Below are 19,330 nucleotides of genomic sequence, written 5' to 3' on the forward strand. Positions count from 1 at the left end.
TATTTACCTACCGCTAGGCAAGCAAGAATGATTACAACTACTTAACTACCGATATTTAATTCGAGATTGGCTGATAACTTTCGCGCTGCAAAAATTGCGAGTGCAGCACTACTAATTAGCAACAAGTCAATTGTTGCAACTGGCCAGTAAGCATCTGTAAATAAAGTTTTAATTATGTGGTCTCCGGTGGTGAGCCAGTTCAATAAAACCGCTGCAATGGCAATAAAAGCTACTGCCCAACATTGCTCAGTCCATGCCTTGATATAACCACTGCGCTTATTTATGAGCACTCTGATCACGCCATGAAATAAACAACACATCCACACACTAAAAAACACATATACTTCAAGGTCACGGACTAAAACACCTGCAAATTGCACTGAGTTATTAAATAGTCGATTAGCTACTAAAAAAGCCCCCGTTGCGATAATAATGCCCATAACTGCGCTCAGGTTATGTACATTCATAAAAAAGATGCTAAAACGTGTGCCGTCATGTTTTTGATTGCGTGCCTGTGTCCAATGTAATAGTCCAGTGGCTATCAAAACACATCCCCCAAGCCCTGCAACAAAGTAAAACCAGCGTAATGGCCAATGATCAAACTGCACATAATGCATACCCGCTACAAAATTAAACACATTAGTAACGGAAGACGACTCGAAGTGCTCTAGCTCTGCACCTGTTGCAACAGAGAACCGTCGGTTATCCATATTTTGTGCCACACTTTTGTCACCACTTAAGCGAAGCGCAATCACACCTTCTGCATCCGCAGGATTACTTACCCGCACCATATAAACAGCACCATGCCCCAGCTCTTCCTCAGTGGCAGTAATTAAAGGGTCTATAGATGTTATCGTTGCAAATTCGCCGGACGCTTTAGGGGTAACTCGCCCTTGTGACTCACCAATAAAACGCCGCCTTGCAGGCGAATTACCTGCGCCTTCTTTGGCTTTAGGAGCTTTACTTTTACTATCGATTTTTTGGCGTGAGCGCGTAATTTCCTTAGCTGGAGTTTTCTGAGTATGTACTGCTTGAGGGTGCATTTGCTCATATACGGCATCGGGCGCTTTAGGAAAATAAATTAAGTGCGCAATCATTAATCCTGACAAAGTAATAACTAAGGTGAAAGGTAATAGTACAACGCCGGTTAGGTTATGCGCATCAAGGTTACCTCGGCTAAAACTACGCCACACTCTAAAGGAAAAGAAATCAGTAAATAATCTACGATGTATCACTATTCCTGAGACTAAAAGGCACAACATGCCAATGCTTGCAATACCCACCAGCCAAGCACCAATATTGCCTTTGCGTAACGTAAGATTATGGTGAAATGGATAAATAAAGCGACTTGCACCTCGCGTATTCGATGCAGGAAGCTGCTCTAACGTCACAGGGTGAAAACTATTTCGCTTAGCTATATGTGACTCTTTGGTATCATAACCCAACGCTAAAAAGGGCTTGCGCTCAGAAGGTAGTACGATACTCCATGCCGTAGCTCCCTCAGAGAGAGTATTGAGTAGAGGAACAATATCGCGATCAACGGATAATTTAGGTGCTGTATCCATATTAATTCGCGTTTGCGGCATCATCCAGCGATCTATTTCTTTATCGAATACTGATAGCGTGCCGGTCCAAAAAATAGCAAACAGTAAACCACTTAACAGCAACCCAGCCCAAGTATGCAAGACACTCATGTTAAATCTAAACCCGGTTTTCATACCAACGCCCCAGCTAACCAAGCTGCAACAAAGGTTATACCCGTAAAGCCGATCACATTTACCCAGGTTAATAACGTATTTCCGCGAGAAAAAGCCCACATTAAAATAACCGGTAAGTAGATAAAGCCTGTCATACTTGCAACAACAACAGCATCAGTCCACACCATACCTAAATGAAAAAGTACTGCCCCCGTAATATTGACAAGCTGCGAGCTGCTAATATAACAAAGCAAGCAAATAACAATTGAATGCACCACCATACTGATACTATAAAGCCATTTATAAACAGCCATAGTGTGATTAACGCGATTATTTAGATCAGTTAACACTGAGCCTTTTACGACCATTTTTTTCACCTAAAAATAAAAATAACATTACGGTTTATTGGTTTTTTCCACTGTGTTATCAAAATAAAAGTACGATATAACTTTGTTGATATAGCCCAATAAACGTGGGCACCACACCAAAGAAAATGCGACTAAAGTCGCCGCCAAACTTAATATTAAAACCCATACCAACGCGCCAAAACTAAAGCCATCATTAAACACCGCTAAAATTAATGACAATGCCACCATAAAAATTCCAATAAAACGCTGTGCTCTGACCGTACCTTGATTTGGAAAGGGTCCACCAATAACAGTACGCCAATGCTGAGTTTGACTAATAGCCCAACAACTAAAACCAACATAGGCACAGACAAACGACGCGATTAATCCGATGTGCATCATAAAATTCTTCAAAACCTCTCTTGATAATGAGCTCGTAACTTTACGCTAGTCCAAAAAGCACTGGCAGCCGAGATTAGTAGCACCAAGTCTGTAGCCGCTACAGGCCAGTAAGTATCTGTAAACACTGTTTTAATAAGGCCATCCCCTGTTCCCACCCAGTTTAAAATAACGGCAAAAACAGCAACAACAGCAATAAATCCACATTGCTGTGTCCAAGCCCTTAAGTATCCATATGATCTATCTTGTAAAACACTTAGCAAAGCATGCAACAAGCTAAGTAACCAAACGCTGAAAAATGCATATATTTCAGCTTTATCTCCCATAACAGCATCCAAATATGGGGATATATCCCTTACTCTGTTAGTAAGTAAAAACACACCTGTTGCAGCAATAATGCCGGTTATAACCGCAATATTATGTGCATTCATTAGAGCGACATTGAGAGGAGGGTTTAGGTTATTTTTATTACTCGCGGTGGTCCAATGCACTAAGCCCGTAGCAATTAATAAACAGCTACCTAAACCAGCAAAAAAATACAACCAACGAAGTGGCCAATGATCAAATTGGATATAGTGCATGCCACTTATAAAGTTCCAAATGCCAACAGCTTGCGAGCCAGTAAATGACCCTTTTGGCTCTCCTGTCATAGTATTAAAACGCTTATGATCATTACTTTTTGTAACCGAATCATCGCTATGTCTTCTAAACACAACAGAGCTATTAGTATCACCAGGATGATTTACTCGTACTAAATAAACACCTCCTTTACCCCAATCTGATTCAGCCTCTGAAATCATCTGTTCAATGGAGGCAAAATGGCCTTTTTCTCCGCTGGCAGACTCACGAATATGACCTAGCACCTTTGCTGAAAATAAACGCTGAGCATCTTTTTCATTCGCGACCTTATTACTATTCTCAACACTAATAGCTTGCTGATAAACGCGACTAATTAATTGAGGAAAATAGACTTGTTGTACAATAATCAACCCTGACAAAGTTATAACAAGAGTAAATGGTAGTAACACAACACCAGTTAAATTGTGCAGATCTAAATTAGCTCTGCTGAACTTACGAAATAAACGTAAAGAAAAAAAATCGGTAAATATTCGCCGATGAATAACAATGCCTGAAACTAACAGACAGAGCATTGCAATACTTGCAACCCCTACCAGCCATGCACCTAAATCATCTTTACGCAGCGTCAAGTTATGATGAAAAGGGTAAATAAAACTACTAGCATTAGGTCTATTCGCTTTTGTTAATGGTGCAAGCGTAACTGGATGAAAATACTCCCGAACATGGCGACGAGGCTTTTTATATGAAGCCGCTTTGATTACATATGGTATACGCTCACGCGGTAACACAATTGTCCAGTAAGCAGCTCCATTTTGCTGCTCACTCAATGGCTGAATAATATCTTTATCTACCGATAACGAAGATGTCACTTTCATTAAGTTAATGCGAGTATCTGGCATCATCCAGCGGTCTATTTCTTTGTCAAATACAGACAAAGTGCCAGTCCAAAATATTGCAAAAATAAGCCCACTTAAAATCAGCCCCACCCATGTATGAACAGGACCCATTCTTACTCGTATGTTAAGCTTTGCGTTTACTGCTTTTCTACTCATGCGCAAGACCAATTAATCAACCAGTCTCTAAACCATGTCGTTGTTAATGTGCAAGTAACGTCACATGGCATATTCAATAAAAAAGATGGAGTGTTTAAAAAGCTTACAGCCATAATCATTTTTCCAATTCGCTATAAGCCGTAATCAAAACAACACTTTCATGTTCATGAAGTAACTACGTCCACGCTCTGAAAACCTAAAAGCGCCAGTGTCTTCACGTACTTTAAAACGCTTTGCATCTGTAAAATTATCAATTGTGAAATTTAGACTAAGCCACTTATTAACGTCATAACTCAATCCAATATCTAAAGTCGCTAAATCTTTTTCACTTTTATCAACCGAGTTACGATCAAAATCAACTCGGGTAATTTGCCCTTCATAATTCGCTCTTATGTAACTAGATAACTTATCGGTTGGATAATAATTAAGGACAACGGAACCGGTGTGATCAGGAACACCAACTAACGAATTACCATCTAATTGCGCCAGAGTATCGCCAAAAGGGCGCGCGCCTGCAGGTGTATTAATAACAACATTACTGGCATCTATGGAAGAATCGGTATAGGTATAGTTAATTTTCAGCGCCAACTTTTCAGCTATATCCCAATTTCCCTCTAACTCAATACCTTGAATTGTTGCTCCATCAGCATTAAGCCACGTAGCCCAAGCTGGACATTCCTGCGAACCGACACTCCCAGAGTCGCAATACGCTGCAATAATGCCGTCATTGCCATCACTAAAGTAGTAAGATTGCGTGCTGAGTATTTTATTGGTGAAATCGTTGTAGAAAAAAGTTGTGCCAAAACTCAGGTTTTTATTGTTGTTATACATAGCACTAACCTCATAGTTGGTGCTTTTTTCTGGTTTTAAGTTTGGATTACCCATGATCACAAATTGATCATTACCGCCGCCGCGTGATGAGCCCGTAGTTTCATCAATTTGAGTGATTTTTGGACTTTTATAGCCCGTTGCAATACCGCCTTTAAAAGTTAAGTTTTCACTATAATTAAAAACAAAATAAGCACGTGGGGAAGTATGTTTGCCAAAAAATTCATTGTCAGTTAATCGAGCGCCTAACGTTAAATATAACTTTTGGCTAATAAGCTCCCACTCATCTTCAGTAAAAATAGCCCAATCAGTGACCTTTCTTGTGCCAAAACTACCTGAATGACCTCCGCCCAAATCACTATTGGCTTGTTCATCGTTAGTCCACTGCAAACCCGTAGTTATAAGGTGACGACCAAAACCGGTTAAAAAGCGCGCATCGGCAACTTTATTTTCCGAACTTGTGGTAAATTCGTAAGTTTTTGGATAACGATATCTTTCATAACTTTCTTGGTAATATTTGACTTCTAAATCACCCAGCTCAAAACGCTTATTGTAGGTTATACCCCAAGAGTCTCGTGTCCACTCTCGATCAACAGCGGACCGACTTGTTTGTTTTAACACGCCACCAGGATTGCTGGTATAACGCTGCTTTGAGGTTGAAAAATCAAATGTTAAATCGGTATCTTGATTGGCTATAAGGTTTAACTTACCGCCTAAAGTACGCTTTTGAGATTCTTGGTAACCGCCTAAATATTTATCCTCATCTTGCAGTATTTCACTACCCCATAAAGAAACACCCATAGTGTTTTTAATAATCGGCCCAGATAAGTAAAAATCCGCTTGGCGTTTATTCGACATCACACCACTATCAGGCGCTTGAAAGCCATACCCTACGCTGCCGCCCCATTTTTCAGGCGTTTTTTTGGTAATAATATTAATTACCCCACCCATAGCATCACTACCATATAGCGAGCTCATGGGCCCGCGAACAACCTCAACACGGTCAATAACTGATACCGGTGGTATGAAACTGCTATCTAGATCTTCATTATTTAATTCTCTTGGGTTAGCTGTTTCTGAGCGAACGCGTTTTCCGTCAACCAATACCAATGTGTACCCTTTAGGCATGCCCCTAATTGATATACCACTATTAGCACCTGAGCCAACAACGTTAACACCTGGCACTTCATTAGTAATATCTTGTAAAGAACTAAACGGGCGCTTTTCCAGAGTATCATTTGAAAGCACGCTAATACTTGCCGGTGAATTTTTGATTTCTTGAGAATATCCTGCAGCAGTCGTTACCGTTATTGGCCCTAAAGACAACGGCTGACTGTTAGTTTTGGCCTTTACTTTCTCTAACGTTACCGCATTTGTAGTGACAAACCGGTAACGTATATTAGTGCCAGACAATAAAACATTAAGCGCTTGAGCTGGGGTCAAATCACCTTTAACTTCAGCAGACATATACTGTGCTGTCGGTATCCCCGTGTATAAAACCTGAACGTTAGTAATAGCAGAAAAATCAGTAATAGCCTTTGACAATACTTTAGCTTCAAGATCAAATTGATAGCGTGCTGCGTGCTGGTGAGCAGTATTTTCAACTTGCGGTTTAACTGCAGTATTAGCCTGCAGTGAATGACTGGCTATGAACGCCAAGGTTAGTATTGAAAACAACCCAATACGTTTATTAACACGAAAATCCATTAAGCGCCCTTTAGTAAAAGTAATACGAATAATTTACACCTATAATTAAGACGTATCTCACTCACACTTTCCCCCAGTGCGGTTAAAAAAAATTATGCAGCTATTACAGCCAGAAAGAATTTAACTAGGGTGTGCGCTATTTGAAAGGTAAGAAAGAGGAGAAAAACTAACGCTTATTTAACCTGATCTTTAGTCAAGTTATTCACTCACACATTAATTTATTGTATTAATATTCGTTTTACTCTCAAGCCGGAGATAAATTTATTATTCGAAGTTCAGGTTCTTTAGTGCAACATGACTAAATAATCAGTTAGGCGAGTTTGTTTTAACGCTAAGGTTTCAGTGATCATTTCCAACGCAGCATCGGGGTCATTAATAGAAAACACACCACTAATCTGCAAATTATTAACTGAATCATCAGTAATAATTATTTTCCCTTTACGATAACGATTCAGTTTAGCAACAACCTCACTAAGCGCAGCGCTATAAAAAACAAGCTGCCCACGCTGCCAAGCATTAACCACTGCTGCATCAAATTCACTAACGGCGCCAATGCCCGTTGAAAAAAGCTTAGCTTGTTGATTTGCAGATAAGTTTTTCCTAAGTTTTCTAGCTTGATTCGACGTCAGTGCAACGCTTCCTTCAAACAGACTGACAGTGGCTGAGTCGCTATACAAACTAACATTAAATTGAGTGCCAGTAACAGTGACCGTCCCTTGTGTTGTATTTACCACAAAAGGGCGTTCACTATTTTTAGCAACATTAAATCTAGCCTCGCCTTGAAGCAATACCACTTCCCGTAACTGTTTGGTATAATTAACTTTAATTGCGCTATTAGTATTAAGGATAATTTCGCTATTATCATCCAGTTGCACAACTTTTTGCTCACCAACGTTACTGTAATAGTCACTTTGTAAGCGCAGCGGCCAGTTTTGTTGCCAACCAACACCTGCTATAGCAACAAAAAGCGCAACACTTGCAACGGCTGCATAAAATGGCCGTGATACACGCTTAATGAAGGTTTTTTGAACGGTTGGCTCTAATATTAAATCGTTTTCAGATAGTTCCGAGTGCGTCAGTACATCCCATAACGAACTCATATCATCGTATGCTACCCGATGTAAAGGGTCTGCAAGTAGCCAAGTATTGAACTGTGCTTTTAACTGACAGCCTTGTGATTCTTGAAGATCACTGTCGTGCATGCGGGCATGCCATACTGAAGCTTGCTCTAAGATAGCCTCCGGTATCTCAGCTGTATACTTACTTGCCATCTCAACCATACTGATTAAGCCTTACAAAAATACAACTTAACAAAAAGCAAATACCAATCAGAAAGTTTATTATAAAAATAACTTTTACTTGGTTGACCAACTTGATAAATGCGTAGTTAAAAATCGTTAAAATGGGTGAATAAATAAAAAAACTCAAACCTGTCGCCCCGCCTCTCGCAAGCATTGACGACAATGAACCATAGCTTTTGCAATGTGCTTTTCAACCGTTTTAATACTGATACCCAATATCTGCGATATTTCTCGCATTGTTAGTCCTTGCCTGCGATACAGTATAAATACTTCTCGGCATTTGTCTGGTAATTCGGCTATGGCCTGCTCTAATACAGCGAGTTGTTGTTTAGAAATTAATACATCAGTATGTGTAGGGGAAGGGCAAGCGACTTGCTCACATTGCCTTTGCTCTTGAGGCGACACTATTTGCGCTTGCCACTGCTGGGCTGTTTGTTGTTGACGAAATTGATCTACCAGCAGATTACTAGCCATGCGATATAAGTAAGCTTTTGGGTTACTGGGTAACTCAATATGCGTATTAACAGCACGTAGCCATGTTTCCTGAACGACTTCCTCTGCAACGTCAACAGAACCCGCACGCAAGCGAATGTGTTTTACAAGCTCACCATAATAAGTCTCAACGGCTTGTGCTAAGGTTTGAAAAGGAAATGAAGCCAAGGTCTACTACTCACCTTAAATGCAATGTTTCGTCAATAAACGCTAATAATAACTTTTTGCATTAGAAAATGTAAAGAACTCCAGCAATTAAAGGCCATACATAAGCAACAGTAGCTTACCCACTTATGCTTATGTATTTAACTATTTTGGCATTACTTACCTTTGCCTCGCCAGCCGCTCCATACATCATCTATATCATCGGCTTTATTTCTGTTCTTTTTCTTACCAGTACCTTCAGGCTTGGCCATTGGCTTGTCATTTTTAAGCGCCTCGGCGGCATCAAGGTTGGCTTGGTTTACGGCAAAGCCTGTTACTTCTTCACGCTCTAGGCGTAGTTTGTTTTTCTTTTCGATAATTTTAAAGTGATGAAAGTCTTCATAATCAATCAGTGATAACGCTAAACCTACTTCACCAGCACGGCCACTTCGGCCAATGCGGTGCATGTAATCAGCAGGGCTACGCGGTAAGTTAAAGTTAATCACTACTGGCAGTTTGGCAATATCTAAACCACGGGCGGCAATATCCGTGGCTATTAGTACTTCTATTTCGCCATCTTTAAACTTTTCGATTACCCGAGTACGTTCACTTTGGCCTTTATCGCCATGGAATACTTGCGCGTTAACGCCACGTTTTTCGAGCTTACTGGCTAAGTGCTCACAATCTTTTTTAGCGTTTACAAAAATCAGTGCTTGGCGCCATTGCTGCTGTTTAATTAAATGCGCTAAAACCGTAGTTTTCTCGCCTTTATTAACCGTAAATACGCGCTGTACTAAGGTGCTTTCGTCTTTATTTTGAACTTGTATTTCAACCGGATTAGTTAACAGCTCTTGGGTTAATTGCTTAACTTGCTCTGGGAAAGTCGCAGAAAACAACATGGTTTGCTTTTTAGCAGGCATAAGCGCTAATAAATTAGCCAACTCTTCGGTAAAGCCTAAGCTTAATAAGCGATCGGCTTCATCAAGCACTAAGGTGCTGACTCTATCGAGCTTAATCGCATTACTTGAAATCAAATCAAGTAACCGCCCAGGGGTTGCCACGATAATATCGGCGCCGCCACGTAATGCCTGCATTTGCGTATTAACCGACACCCCACCAAACACCGCAACGGTTTTTATTGCGCCATTAAAATTTGCAGAATACGACTTAACACTATCAGCCACCTGCGTTGCCAGCTCTCGCGTTGGCACTAAAATCAGCCCCGTTACAAAGTTACCTTTACTCGCTGCTTTTTTAGCGCCTTGCTCTAAAAATAGGGTTTGTAGCATAGGCAAAGCAAAGGTCGCTGTTTTACCAGAGCCGGTATTCGCCCCTGCAATTAAGTCACTGCCCGCCAAAATACTTGGAATTGCTTTTGCCTGAATCGGCGTAGGCTGGGTGTATTCAAGATCAGACAATCGAGCAATTAGCTCTGGGATAAGGCCAAGTTCGTTGAAATTACTAGGATTTGCGGCTGAGGTCATAAAAGGTGCGGGCTCATTACTAAAAATAGCCTGCAATTTTAGCGTATTTATTGCCCGTTAAGTAGAGATTAGTGATTTAAATGTAGTTTAGGTAACAGCTGAGCGCTTCGAGCTACAAATTACGAGCAGGTTTGTGATTTTTGTAAACTCGGATTTATCCCGCGCTTTTATTATTATGTTTAGAATAATCTTTTTAAACAAAGTATTTGGCTATGTTCCCAAGCTTTGCTGCAAAATAAAATCTGTAAGCCAGTAATTTGAAATTCCAGCCCCTTTAGAGCGGAGCTGGATTAAGTTTATTGATCTTTATTTATGTTAACTCCAGCGAATATCATGCTTACTTTTGGGCTTTGCTAATAGGGCGCAACACGACAATGGCCATTCCGAATAATAAGGTAGCAAGAATTACCATTCCTATTGCTCCAAAACTGTAAGCAAACCCTGCGATTCCAGACCAAATAGCGACACCAATATGCATCATGGTGATTCCCATAGACATTAATACGCCACGATGAGTTACCGATAATTCAGCGATATAGCTTTGTAAGGCCGGCGATCCGATCCCACCTGCCATCGACCAAAACGCTAACAACAAAAGCAGAATAGCCCAATGCTCTGTGGGATAAGAATAAAACCCGACACTAACAAGCAAACATACAATCAAAGCAACTCTCATTATTTGACGTCCATTGCCAAAACGCTGCATCAAACGGGGCATCAACATATTGCCAATCACACTTATTACCCCCAAAATGGCATATAAGCTCCCCACTAACCACATTGATACATTTAAGCTGTCACGTAAGTGCTGGCCAATAAGATTAAACAAACCAATACCGCCACCGAGACCAAAGCACATAGCAAGCAAGGCGCCTGCCGCACCTGGAATCGCCCATATTTTAACAGGTTGCTCTTTACTTATGTTTTGTGGACTCACCTTTTCAACTGGTAATTTGTTAGCAGCTAGTATTCCAAGTAAAGCAGCTACACACCAAGCACAAACTCCAAGAACGATAAATGCAGCGCGCCAAGAAAGCCATTCAGCTAAAATAGCTCCCACTGCAGGGCTCGCTATCATACCCAGAGTAAGGCCAGCTTGAACCCAAGCAATCCGTTTTACAGCATCTGCACCTGAAGAATCAGCGGCAATTGCAAAGGCAATAGGTAGCATACCTGCACTGGCAAGCCCTGTAAGTACTCGGGTCGTTAATCCCCATTCAAATGTATCTACTAATCCGGTCGCAATCGACGCAGCACCAAATAGCAATGCCGCAGGTAATAGCACCCACAAACGACCATGGCGATCAGATAATGCTCCCAATACAGGTGCAACCATTGCCAAAGCCACACTGTAAGCTGTAATAAATAAAGTGACCCGCTCTGGCTCAACTCCTAAATCGTTACCGATTGGAATCAAGATTGGCCCTAGCATCAGTTCATCCGCGCCCACTAAAAAAGCAATAAAGAATAATAATATTTTTAATAACATAGCATTTAACCTTTCACTACTTCTGCATATTGGGTATTAATAATAGATTGAATGTCCACTATTCGGTCTGGCCAATCAGCAACAAAGCTCTGCTCGTGTGAAACGATAATCACTGTTCCAGTGTATTCCATCAAGGCTTGTTTAAGTGCAGCTTTTACTTCCATATCTAAATGTGTTGTCGGTTCATCAAGCACTAATAAATTAGTCGGTTTTAATGCTAAACAACATAGCTTTACTTTAGTTTGCTCACCACCACTTAGCGATTCAATGGGCTGTATTGCTAATTTCCCCGCCACACCAAAACGCGCAAGCTGCTCTCTTGCGGTCTTATCATCCAACCCATCGCACACCGATTTGAGCAAATTTACCGGTGTCGCTTCAGGATAAGACCAATACAACTCTTGCTCAAAATAACCCAACTGCAAAACAGGTGATAATGCAATCACTCCCGATAATGGTGCTAATTCTCCGACTAAGGTTTTTAATAACGTTGATTTACCAATACCATTAAAACCTGTAATCACCACTTTTTCGCCACGCATAATAGTAAGAGAAATCGCTGGCAATAATGGCCTAGAGTAACCAATTACCAGATCCAATGTTTTAAGCATCTCTTGCGCATTAGAGGTTGAGCTTCTAAACATAAACGTTATTGGCTTATTTTGCTTAGGAGGCACCAGCCGTTCGATACGTGTTAGTTGTTTTTTGCGCCCATTAGCAATGCTGGCATTCACTCCAGCTCCATTTTTTGCAATGAACAGCTCCAACTTATCGATATGCTTTTTTTGAGCTTGGTATTGCTTAATATAAGCCGCATCATCATTGGCTTTCTGAGCCATAGACTTTGCCACATTACCTTTGTATTTTCGGATAGTTTGTCTATCTATATCGCATATATTAGTTGCGATACTATTCAAGAAGGCTTGATCGTGTGAAACCACCATAAACGCACCTTCAAACTCATTTAAGTACTCTGTTAGCCACTTAATATGTATAACATCTAAATAGTTAGTAGGCTCATCCAACAAAAGCACATCAGGTAAAAGTAATAATATCCTCGCCAACATCACCTTATGACGCTGTCCACCACTTAATTTAGCAAGTTGAGTCTGCATTCCAAATGCCGTGATCCCGAGCCCTTCAGCCATAGCATTAATTTTATTATCGATCACATAAAATGACTGACTTTCTAACTTTGTCTGGATCATTGCAGCTCGATTAAGCTGGCTTTGCTGAGTACTTTTTTTTGAGCAAGCATAAATATCTAACATTTGCGCTTCGAGTAAATACAGCTCAGAAAATGCTGTTCGCAAATAATCATATACCGAGAGCAAATCATTCATTTGAGCATGCTGATCAAGATAGCCAATTTTAATTGCAGGTTGCCAAATAATATCGCCCTCATCAGGTAATAACTCTGCTTGAAGCAGTTTAAGTAGGGTGCTTTTACCTACACCATTTGCACCGGTTACACCAACATGCTCACCAGCTAAAAGAGTAAACTCAGCATTTTGATATAAAGCTTTATCACCAATGTGGTAAGTAACACTTTTTAAATTTAATAAACTCATTGTTTTTACACCAAAAAAACGAGGGGCGGTATATGACATACCGGCCCCTCGTTTCAAGAATCATCGAAACTTTGTTTATGATTTTTTCTAACCATCAAAAACAAAAAAGGCCGACGATGAAGTTCATCGTCGGCCTTTTTCTGTAATGATCAGATACAACTACCCCTCCCTTATTTTAGAGGGATCACGTTATACCTGATGAAGATTCAGAAAACATCAAGCTCCGAGCAACACTTCATCGTGATAGTGCGCGGAGCAAAGCCTCCTGACAAAGTTCTTGAATAAGATGTAAAACATTACAGATAACTATAAAATTGAATAGTGCGGATTCTAGCTAAATATCTTTTTTCGGTCAATAGTTGAGCTGCGACGTATCCAAAGTATGCCTCTTTTACAACTGCCGGCTTTGGTTGATCCCGGTTCATTTTTGCTAATTTACTTTAAAATAAGACATACAAGCTCACACCAATGCTAGGCCTGCGTTTTTATCAATGGGGTATCTTGACTTTTTAAGAACTCAACGGCCTTTGCTTGATATTCTTTAATAAAAGATTCTGAGGTTAATTTTTCTACCGTTGATAAAGCAGACCGCGCATATCCAACAACTTTACTAAAAGAGCGAGGGTGCTCTTTTCGCATTTGTTGTGCTTCCTTAACACCAAGTTCAAAAAATGCTGTTATATCGATTTTATCACTTGAAGAAAAACCTCTGTTCTGGAAGTTGATCCCTTCAAGAGAGCCCTTTACACCCATAACATCATCCCAAAATGTTCCTCTGAGGCTTTCTGTATTACCGCTTGCTCTTTGTGTGTCCGACTCAAGTTTTCTCACCGCATCAACTATCCCTTTGAATTCATTGATCGACATATTACTAAAATCAAAGCCTTCAGGATTAAGCAGCGCACTATAGGGTGAGCTTTTTTGTGCTTCGCCAGTAAATGCAGCAATCGCTTCTGGTTCTGCCTCTACCTCTTTTTTAGCATCTGTCACTTGCTGCTGAGGAGCTATCGGCGCTTTGGGTTGATTTGTGGTAGTAAGACTTACCGCTTGATGGATATTAAAGTTAATAGTCATAAAAGTTCCTTTTTAGTTGTTCTGCATTCAAGTATTTCTGTATCGGCTGACTTACTTATTAGTTTAGGACTTATTTTGGGTACTTCACCTAAATCATTTTGCTAGACAGATATCGCCATATATACATTGTAGCCATGACGAAAAAAGCCTGTATTTCTGGCACGTTTATTAGCTACTCTGTAGGGGTTAGTGGTTTTAAAAATGGCTTTGATGAAAATATTCGACCCACTAGTTAGAACGAAGCGACGTTGTTCATTGATTTAGCTAAATAAAAACCATAGCACGACGGCTAAAGTAACTCTATCTGACTTCAGGTTAGAGAAAAACGATAGAAACAGGCAGCGCAGCACATACTTTTGAGCTAATAGGTATTTACTAATTTATCTAAAAATAAATAGATCTTTTGGTTCATAGCATCATAGTCATGAGCAAGTAATACTTCTGGCTCCTCAACAAAGCGGTATTTTGCAGTTTCACTAAGATCATCATGCTCAATTAGCAAGGCTACAACCTCTTTAGTTAGCTCCATATGACATTGAAAACCAAATACTCGCTCATTATAAGCAACGATTTGCCTTGGGCAGCCCTCGCTATATGCGATGATCTTTGCATCAGGTGTCAGCCCCGGCATATCATTGTGCCAATGACCGACTTCTAACACTTTATCGAAGTGCTCAAACAAGGGGTGCACTAAACCTGCTGGTGTTAAAGTAATTGGAAATTTACCAATCTCACGCTCAGGACTATGTTCATAATGAGCACCTAATGCTTCACCAATCAACTGAGCCCCTAAACAAACGCCAAGTACAATTTTCCCAGCAGCAATCGCTTTTAAGATTAGGGCTTGCTCACCTTTTGCATCAAAATAAGGGCATTGTTCAATTGTTGTATTAGGACTTTGAGGGCCACCCATTACAATTAAAATATCAATATCTTTAATCGCATCTAACAGAGGGCTACCTTCATACACCTTAGAATAACTAATAGTATAACCCTGCATTCTAGCCCAAGTTTCGTATGCACCTGGCGCTTCAAAATACTCATGGATAATAAAGTGAATATGCATTTTTTTGCCTTTTAAATAACAGAGGCTCACGATGATATACCAAATCAGAGCTATGCGTTTTATACTAACAGACACAAAACATCGATAAACCGCCACCATGCAAGCTAACGAGCTAATCCAAAGTTATACTCATAAACAGCTAATAACAAAAACAATTCATATGCCTGCTGGTTACGTTGATGATTTTCACTCACACCCATGGCATCAAATAGTGTTCCCATTTAAAGGTTTACTACAATCAAGCATTGGTGGTAAAAGCATAATAGTGCCTCATAATGCAATGCTATACATACCCGCAAACACGTCTCATAAATCTGTAGCAGTTACAAATACTGAATTTTTAGCCGTTTATCTTAATCCTGATGTATGGGTGGAGTATGCAAGTGAAGCTAAATCTTGCCTTGTAACGCCATTCATTAAACAGCTCATATTGCTCTTGTTTGAAAATGAAATGAGCCAACAATCAGAATCTAATATTACTCATTTATTACTCGTGCTCAGAGATCAAATTGTCATGGCTAATAGTTATGACATCCCCTTATTACTGCCAACCGATAAACGCCTGCTAGCAATTTTCAAACAACTTAAGCAACAACCTGATTTGTCATTCACTTTAAAAGAGTGGGCTAAAAAAGTAGGGGCATCAGAACGCACTTTATCGAGAGTTTGCACAAAAGAATTTAGTCAATCTTTCTCATTGTGGCGGCAAAATATAAGACTCGTTTTATCTTTACAACTTTTGGATTCAAAGAGGTCGATTCAAGATATTGCATTAGAGTTAGGCTATACCTCTGATTCAGCTTACATTTACGCATTTAAAAAATTATTTAATCAGACCCCGAGTAAATATCGTCGCGATAGCTTAGCTCATAACTTAACGTTGAAAATTTAAAAAATCATTTAGAACTACTGGATGCATAATAGGACTTTTTATCGATAAAATATCGAAAAATTAAGTACCTGCTTGTATTACAGGTTTTTATTAAGCTGAGCTTCTAGCCGAATGCGTGTATCTTGTAAGTAATCTACATAAGGGTATGAGCCGTCTGCAATCGCTAAAGCAGATTCCACCTTTTCAAGAGCTTGGCGAGTATCACCTTGTATTTCATAGCCATAAGATAAAGCTGAAAGCGCATCGACTGATTTGGGGTGGTTTTTTATATTGTACTTAAACACCTCAATAGCACGGGTAAACTGCTTGCTGCCCGTTAAGTTATAACCGAGTGATCTAACAGCGCGATCTGGGGGCGATATCTGCTCACCCCATTGTTGAGATAAGTTTTGATAATAAGCATCAATAGACGCTACATCGTCAGTTAAAGCACTGATTGGCATTTGTTTAGGTAAAAATAAGTTGTGATAGGCATTAAATGCCCCAGCAACGGAAGTCAGGTTATGCGACACACCATCAAACGCATCACTAAAGAAGCGTAGCCCCTGCACTTTATGCGATTGTATAGCTTGCTGCAATTCATCGTACCTTTCGCGCATGATGCCGGCTTCTTCGCCAATATTGATGTAAACGTAACTGTTAAGCTCTTTCGTTTTAGCTATAAACGACTTTGTGCTTTTTACCGATGCGCCATAGTTCCACCAAACTGCAGGGCTATAAGCAATATGCGCTTGGAATAACTCAGATTTGGCCTGCAACGCATATAACGCAAATACACCACCCGCAGATGCGCCAGAAATCACTTTATAATTATGCGTACGATAATTCTTATTAACTAAAGGAATGAGCTCTTGTTCAAAGAACGCTAAAAACTTATCAGCACCGCCCCCTTCACCAACTGGGCCCTGTGGCTCCTTGTTCACGGTAGGATACATATCTCTAAGTCGATTAGTGTTTTCAATAGCGACAATAATAACCTCAGGCGCACGATTATCATTTTGTAAACGCTCAATAACAGCACTGGCAAGCGGTATATTACCCGCTCCATCTAGGCGATATATAACAGGGTATACCTTATTTGGCTCAGCTTGATAGCTCTTTGGTAATTGCACTGTAACTGTGCGCTCTTCATTTAAAACAGCCGATTTAAATGTATGCGTGTGCACAGAGTAATCTGTACTTTGTTGTTTAGTGTTAGATTGTGCCAAGGCACTTTGAGAACTAAAAATACTAAAGCTAAAAAAACACAGAGCGGTGATTAAGCGCATAACTAATCCCTTAGAGAATAATGAGTTACTTAAGCTAACAGAGTTTCAGGCACAAAAAAAGCGCATAAAGCGCTATTTATCGTCTTTAGTTTTATTTTCGAATATTTCGAATGTTGACATTGTTGCGAATATTTCGGATACTTACGTCATTGCACAATTTGTACTCGTCAATAGTAAGAGAGAAAAATGAACACAGCTACAAAATTACCCAGTGCTGAAGAAATAGCACTCGCTAAGCTTGGTAGCCAAGAGCTATCAGCTGTTATACAAGCCAATGGTGAGGCGCAAAGAATTAATGTGGTTGATCAACTAGGTAAATCTCATGAAGTAACGATCCCTGCAAGCGCATTAAATATGATGATCGAAGTACTTACTCAATTAGGGCAAGGCAACTCCGTTAGCATTACCCCTATTCATGCAGAACTAACAACACAGGAAGGTGCTGATATGCTAAATATGTCACGCCCAACATTTATAAAACTCCTTGATTCACAAGAAATCCCATTTACTCGCACGGGAAATCGTAGGAAAGTCGCTTTTGCCGATCTTATGCAATATAAACAGCGCTTAGAAGAGCAGCGTTTAGCATCACTTGCTGAATTATCAGCTTTAGACCAAGAAATGGATATGGGCTATTAATGTCATCCTATACAGTAATCTTAGATGCATGTGTTATGTACCCCGCTCCACTTCGTAGCTATTTGATGTATTTAGCCAATACAGGTTTATTCCGAGCTCGATGGACAGAGCAAATACATGATGAATGGACTCGTAACCTACTTAAGAACAACCCAAGTATTGAGCATAAAGCACTTGAAAGAATCAAAACGCTCATGAATGCTAACGTTCCTGATTGTTTAGTTGAAGGCTATGAGCCTTTAATTAACGGACTATGCTTATCCGACCAAGATGATAGACATGTAGTTGCAGCAGCCATTAAAGGCCAAGCAGAATCGATTATTACTTTTAATTTAAAAGATTTCCCAACACAAGAACTTGAGCAGCTCGGTTTAACAGCGATCCACCCCGATGAATTTTTATGTGATATGTTCGAACTAGACAGTAGCGCATGCGTAAAAGCCGCCCAACAACAGCGAAGTTCATTGAAAAAGCCAGCTATGACGCAAGAAGAGTTTTTAGCCTGTTTACAAAGGCAAAAACTACCAAGCTTTGTATCAAAACTAAAACGCTTTAGTTTGATGCTTTAGTTATGGCTTTCATTAAAATAAGCAAAATTGCAGTGATTGAACTCCTATTTGATTAAAGGCAAAAAGAAAAACGCCATTTATTCACGATCATAAAATAGCCGCTAGTGAGACCCTCTGACGATAGTCTTTGCATATCATTGCTAAATTAGCTAATTTAGCTTAATGGTTAAAATCTAATCCTTATCAATGTCTAATAAAGCGATTTTCAAGCAAATAAAACAGGCTTTTGCTGAAGCACCTCGTAACCAGCACACGGCTGAGCTTCACCTACAAATGATTAAATTTGCTGATGAGTTAAAGCACATCACGGCGAAAGAATTTTGTGAGGAAATGGGGTTAAAGCAAAGTCAGGGCACAGAGTTCAGTAAAATGCGAAATTTGACCGCAAGAATTAAGGCCACAGGCTTGAATACAGAGCTAATTTAATTTCAAGGAAGGTTTATGAACAAGCAAATTCAAGTAGAAGTCCAGGTAGATCATTTAGATAAGGTATCCAAGGCCAACGCTCTAAATGCTATATCTGAATTAGTATGGAATGCAGTAGATGCAGATGCCAACAAAGTCGAAGTCTTAGTAGATGCTGATGATATAGGACTATCTGGTATACATATTAAAGACGATGGTCATGGAATTCACTATGATAAAGCGTCAACCTATTTTAAGGGCAACTAGACTCAAATTGACTAATTGTATAAATGCACTTTAGTCAGCCAAAAGAAGAAAACTTGCAAA

Annotated in this window: 18 protein-coding genes; 5 read left to right on the forward strand and 13 right to left on the reverse strand. The window is 39.9% G+C overall.

All coding sequences use genetic code 11. From position 1 onward, the window contains the following. Positions 1 to 41: 41 nt before the first annotated feature. The 12 genes from FW757_RS06955 to FW757_RS07010 all read right to left on the reverse strand — a co-directional run bounded on the left by FW757_RS06955 (position 42) and on the right by FW757_RS07010 (position 15,230). Positions 42 to 1,718: a PepSY-associated TM helix domain-containing protein gene (locus FW757_RS06955; RefSeq protein ID WP_182740149.1), complete on the reverse strand. Its 1,677-nt coding sequence runs from the start codon at positions 1,716 to 1,718 to the stop codon at positions 42 to 44. Then, positions 1,715 to 2,065 (reverse strand): hypothetical protein, encoded by a 351-nt coding sequence (locus tag FW757_RS06960; RefSeq protein WP_182719658.1) that lies wholly within the window; start codon positions 2,063 to 2,065, stop codon positions 1,715 to 1,717. The genes FW757_RS06955 and FW757_RS06960 overlap by 4 nt, the downstream gene beginning before the upstream one ends. A gap of 27 nt (positions 2,066 to 2,092) precedes the next feature. Further along, positions 2,093 to 2,446: a DUF3325 family protein gene (locus FW757_RS06965; RefSeq protein WP_182719659.1), complete on the reverse strand. Its 354-nt coding sequence runs from the start codon at positions 2,444 to 2,446 to the stop codon at positions 2,093 to 2,095. A gap of 8 nt (positions 2,447 to 2,454) precedes the next feature. Beyond that, complete coding sequence (locus FW757_RS06970; protein WP_182740150.1) at positions 2,455 to 4,074, reverse strand: PepSY-associated TM helix domain-containing protein; 1,620 nt, start codon at positions 4,072 to 4,074, stop codon at positions 2,455 to 2,457. Between the two features lie 144 nt (positions 4,075 to 4,218). Further along, entirely contained in the window at positions 4,219 to 6,609 is a 2,391-nt protein-coding gene (locus FW757_RS06975) for a TonB-dependent receptor domain-containing protein (protein ID WP_446441036.1), read from the reverse strand. 284 nt (positions 6,610 to 6,893) lie between these two features. Further along, complete coding sequence (locus tag FW757_RS06980) at positions 6,894 to 7,889, reverse strand: FecR family protein (protein ID WP_182718830.1); 996 nt, start codon at positions 7,887 to 7,889, stop codon at positions 6,894 to 6,896. A 144-nt stretch (positions 7,890 to 8,033) separates the two neighbouring features. Next, positions 8,034 to 8,570, reverse strand: a complete 537-nt coding sequence (locus tag FW757_RS06985) for an RNA polymerase sigma factor (RefSeq protein WP_182718829.1) — start codon at positions 8,568 to 8,570, stop codon at positions 8,034 to 8,036. A gap of 152 nt (positions 8,571 to 8,722) precedes the next feature. Beyond that, complete coding sequence (locus tag FW757_RS06990) at positions 8,723 to 10,030, reverse strand: DEAD/DEAH box helicase (protein ID WP_446441037.1); 1,308 nt, start codon at positions 10,028 to 10,030, stop codon at positions 8,723 to 8,725. A 337-nt stretch (positions 10,031 to 10,367) separates the two neighbouring features. After that, positions 10,368 to 11,519 (reverse strand): MFS transporter, encoded by a 1,152-nt coding sequence (locus FW757_RS06995; protein WP_182718827.1) that lies wholly within the window; start codon positions 11,517 to 11,519, stop codon positions 10,368 to 10,370. Between the two features lie 5 nt (positions 11,520 to 11,524). Beyond that, positions 11,525 to 13,129, reverse strand: a complete 1,605-nt coding sequence (locus tag FW757_RS07000) for an ABC-F family ATP-binding cassette domain-containing protein (RefSeq protein WP_259398521.1) — start codon at positions 13,127 to 13,129, stop codon at positions 11,525 to 11,527. A gap of 432 nt (positions 13,130 to 13,561) precedes the next feature. Further along, positions 13,562 to 14,164: a hypothetical protein gene (locus FW757_RS07005; protein WP_446441038.1), complete on the reverse strand. Its 603-nt coding sequence runs from the start codon at positions 14,162 to 14,164 to the stop codon at positions 13,562 to 13,564. Positions 14,165 to 14,525: 361 nt separating this feature from the next. Beyond that, positions 14,526 to 15,230 (reverse strand): type 1 glutamine amidotransferase, encoded by a 705-nt coding sequence (locus FW757_RS07010; RefSeq protein WP_064435637.1) that lies wholly within the window; start codon positions 15,228 to 15,230, stop codon positions 14,526 to 14,528. A gap of 97 nt (positions 15,231 to 15,327) precedes the next feature. Between FW757_RS07010 and FW757_RS07015 the strand changes: the two genes are divergently transcribed. Next, the gene (locus FW757_RS07015) at positions 15,328 to 16,122 is read left to right on the forward strand and encodes a helix-turn-helix domain-containing protein (protein WP_446441039.1); all 795 of its coding nucleotides are present in this window, start codon (positions 15,328 to 15,330) and stop codon (positions 16,120 to 16,122) included. A gap of 77 nt (positions 16,123 to 16,199) precedes the next feature. Here FW757_RS07015 and FW757_RS07020 read toward each other — a convergent pair whose 3' ends face one another. Beyond that, positions 16,200 to 17,390 (reverse strand): alpha/beta hydrolase-fold protein, encoded by a 1,191-nt coding sequence (locus tag FW757_RS07020; protein ID WP_446441040.1) that lies wholly within the window; start codon positions 17,388 to 17,390, stop codon positions 16,200 to 16,202. A 186-nt stretch (positions 17,391 to 17,576) separates the two neighbouring features. Here FW757_RS07020 and FW757_RS07025 point away from each other — a divergent pair, with 186 nt between their 5' ends. From FW757_RS07025 to FW757_RS07040, 4 genes are all read left to right on the forward strand, one after another. Beyond that, positions 17,577 to 18,029: an excisionase family DNA-binding protein gene (locus tag FW757_RS07025; RefSeq protein WP_182718833.1), complete on the forward strand. Its 453-nt coding sequence runs from the start codon at positions 17,577 to 17,579 to the stop codon at positions 18,027 to 18,029. After that, a complete protein-coding gene (locus tag FW757_RS07030) occupies positions 18,029 to 18,598 on the forward strand; it encodes a PIN domain-containing protein (RefSeq protein WP_446441041.1) in 570 nt (189 codons plus the stop codon). The genes FW757_RS07025 and FW757_RS07030 overlap by 1 nt, the downstream gene beginning before the upstream one ends. 186 nt (positions 18,599 to 18,784) lie before the next feature. Further along, positions 18,785 to 19,024, forward strand: coding sequence for an HTH-like domain-containing protein (locus FW757_RS07035; protein WP_446441042.1), 240 nt, complete (start codon positions 18,785 to 18,787; stop codon positions 19,022 to 19,024). A gap of 15 nt (positions 19,025 to 19,039) precedes the next feature. After that, a complete protein-coding gene (locus FW757_RS07040) occupies positions 19,040 to 19,270 on the forward strand; it encodes an ATP-binding protein (protein ID WP_182784910.1) in 231 nt (76 codons plus the stop codon). Positions 19,271 to 19,330: the final 60 nt, after the last annotated feature.

This window comes from Pseudoalteromonas sp. 1181_04 (assembly GCF_052850545.1).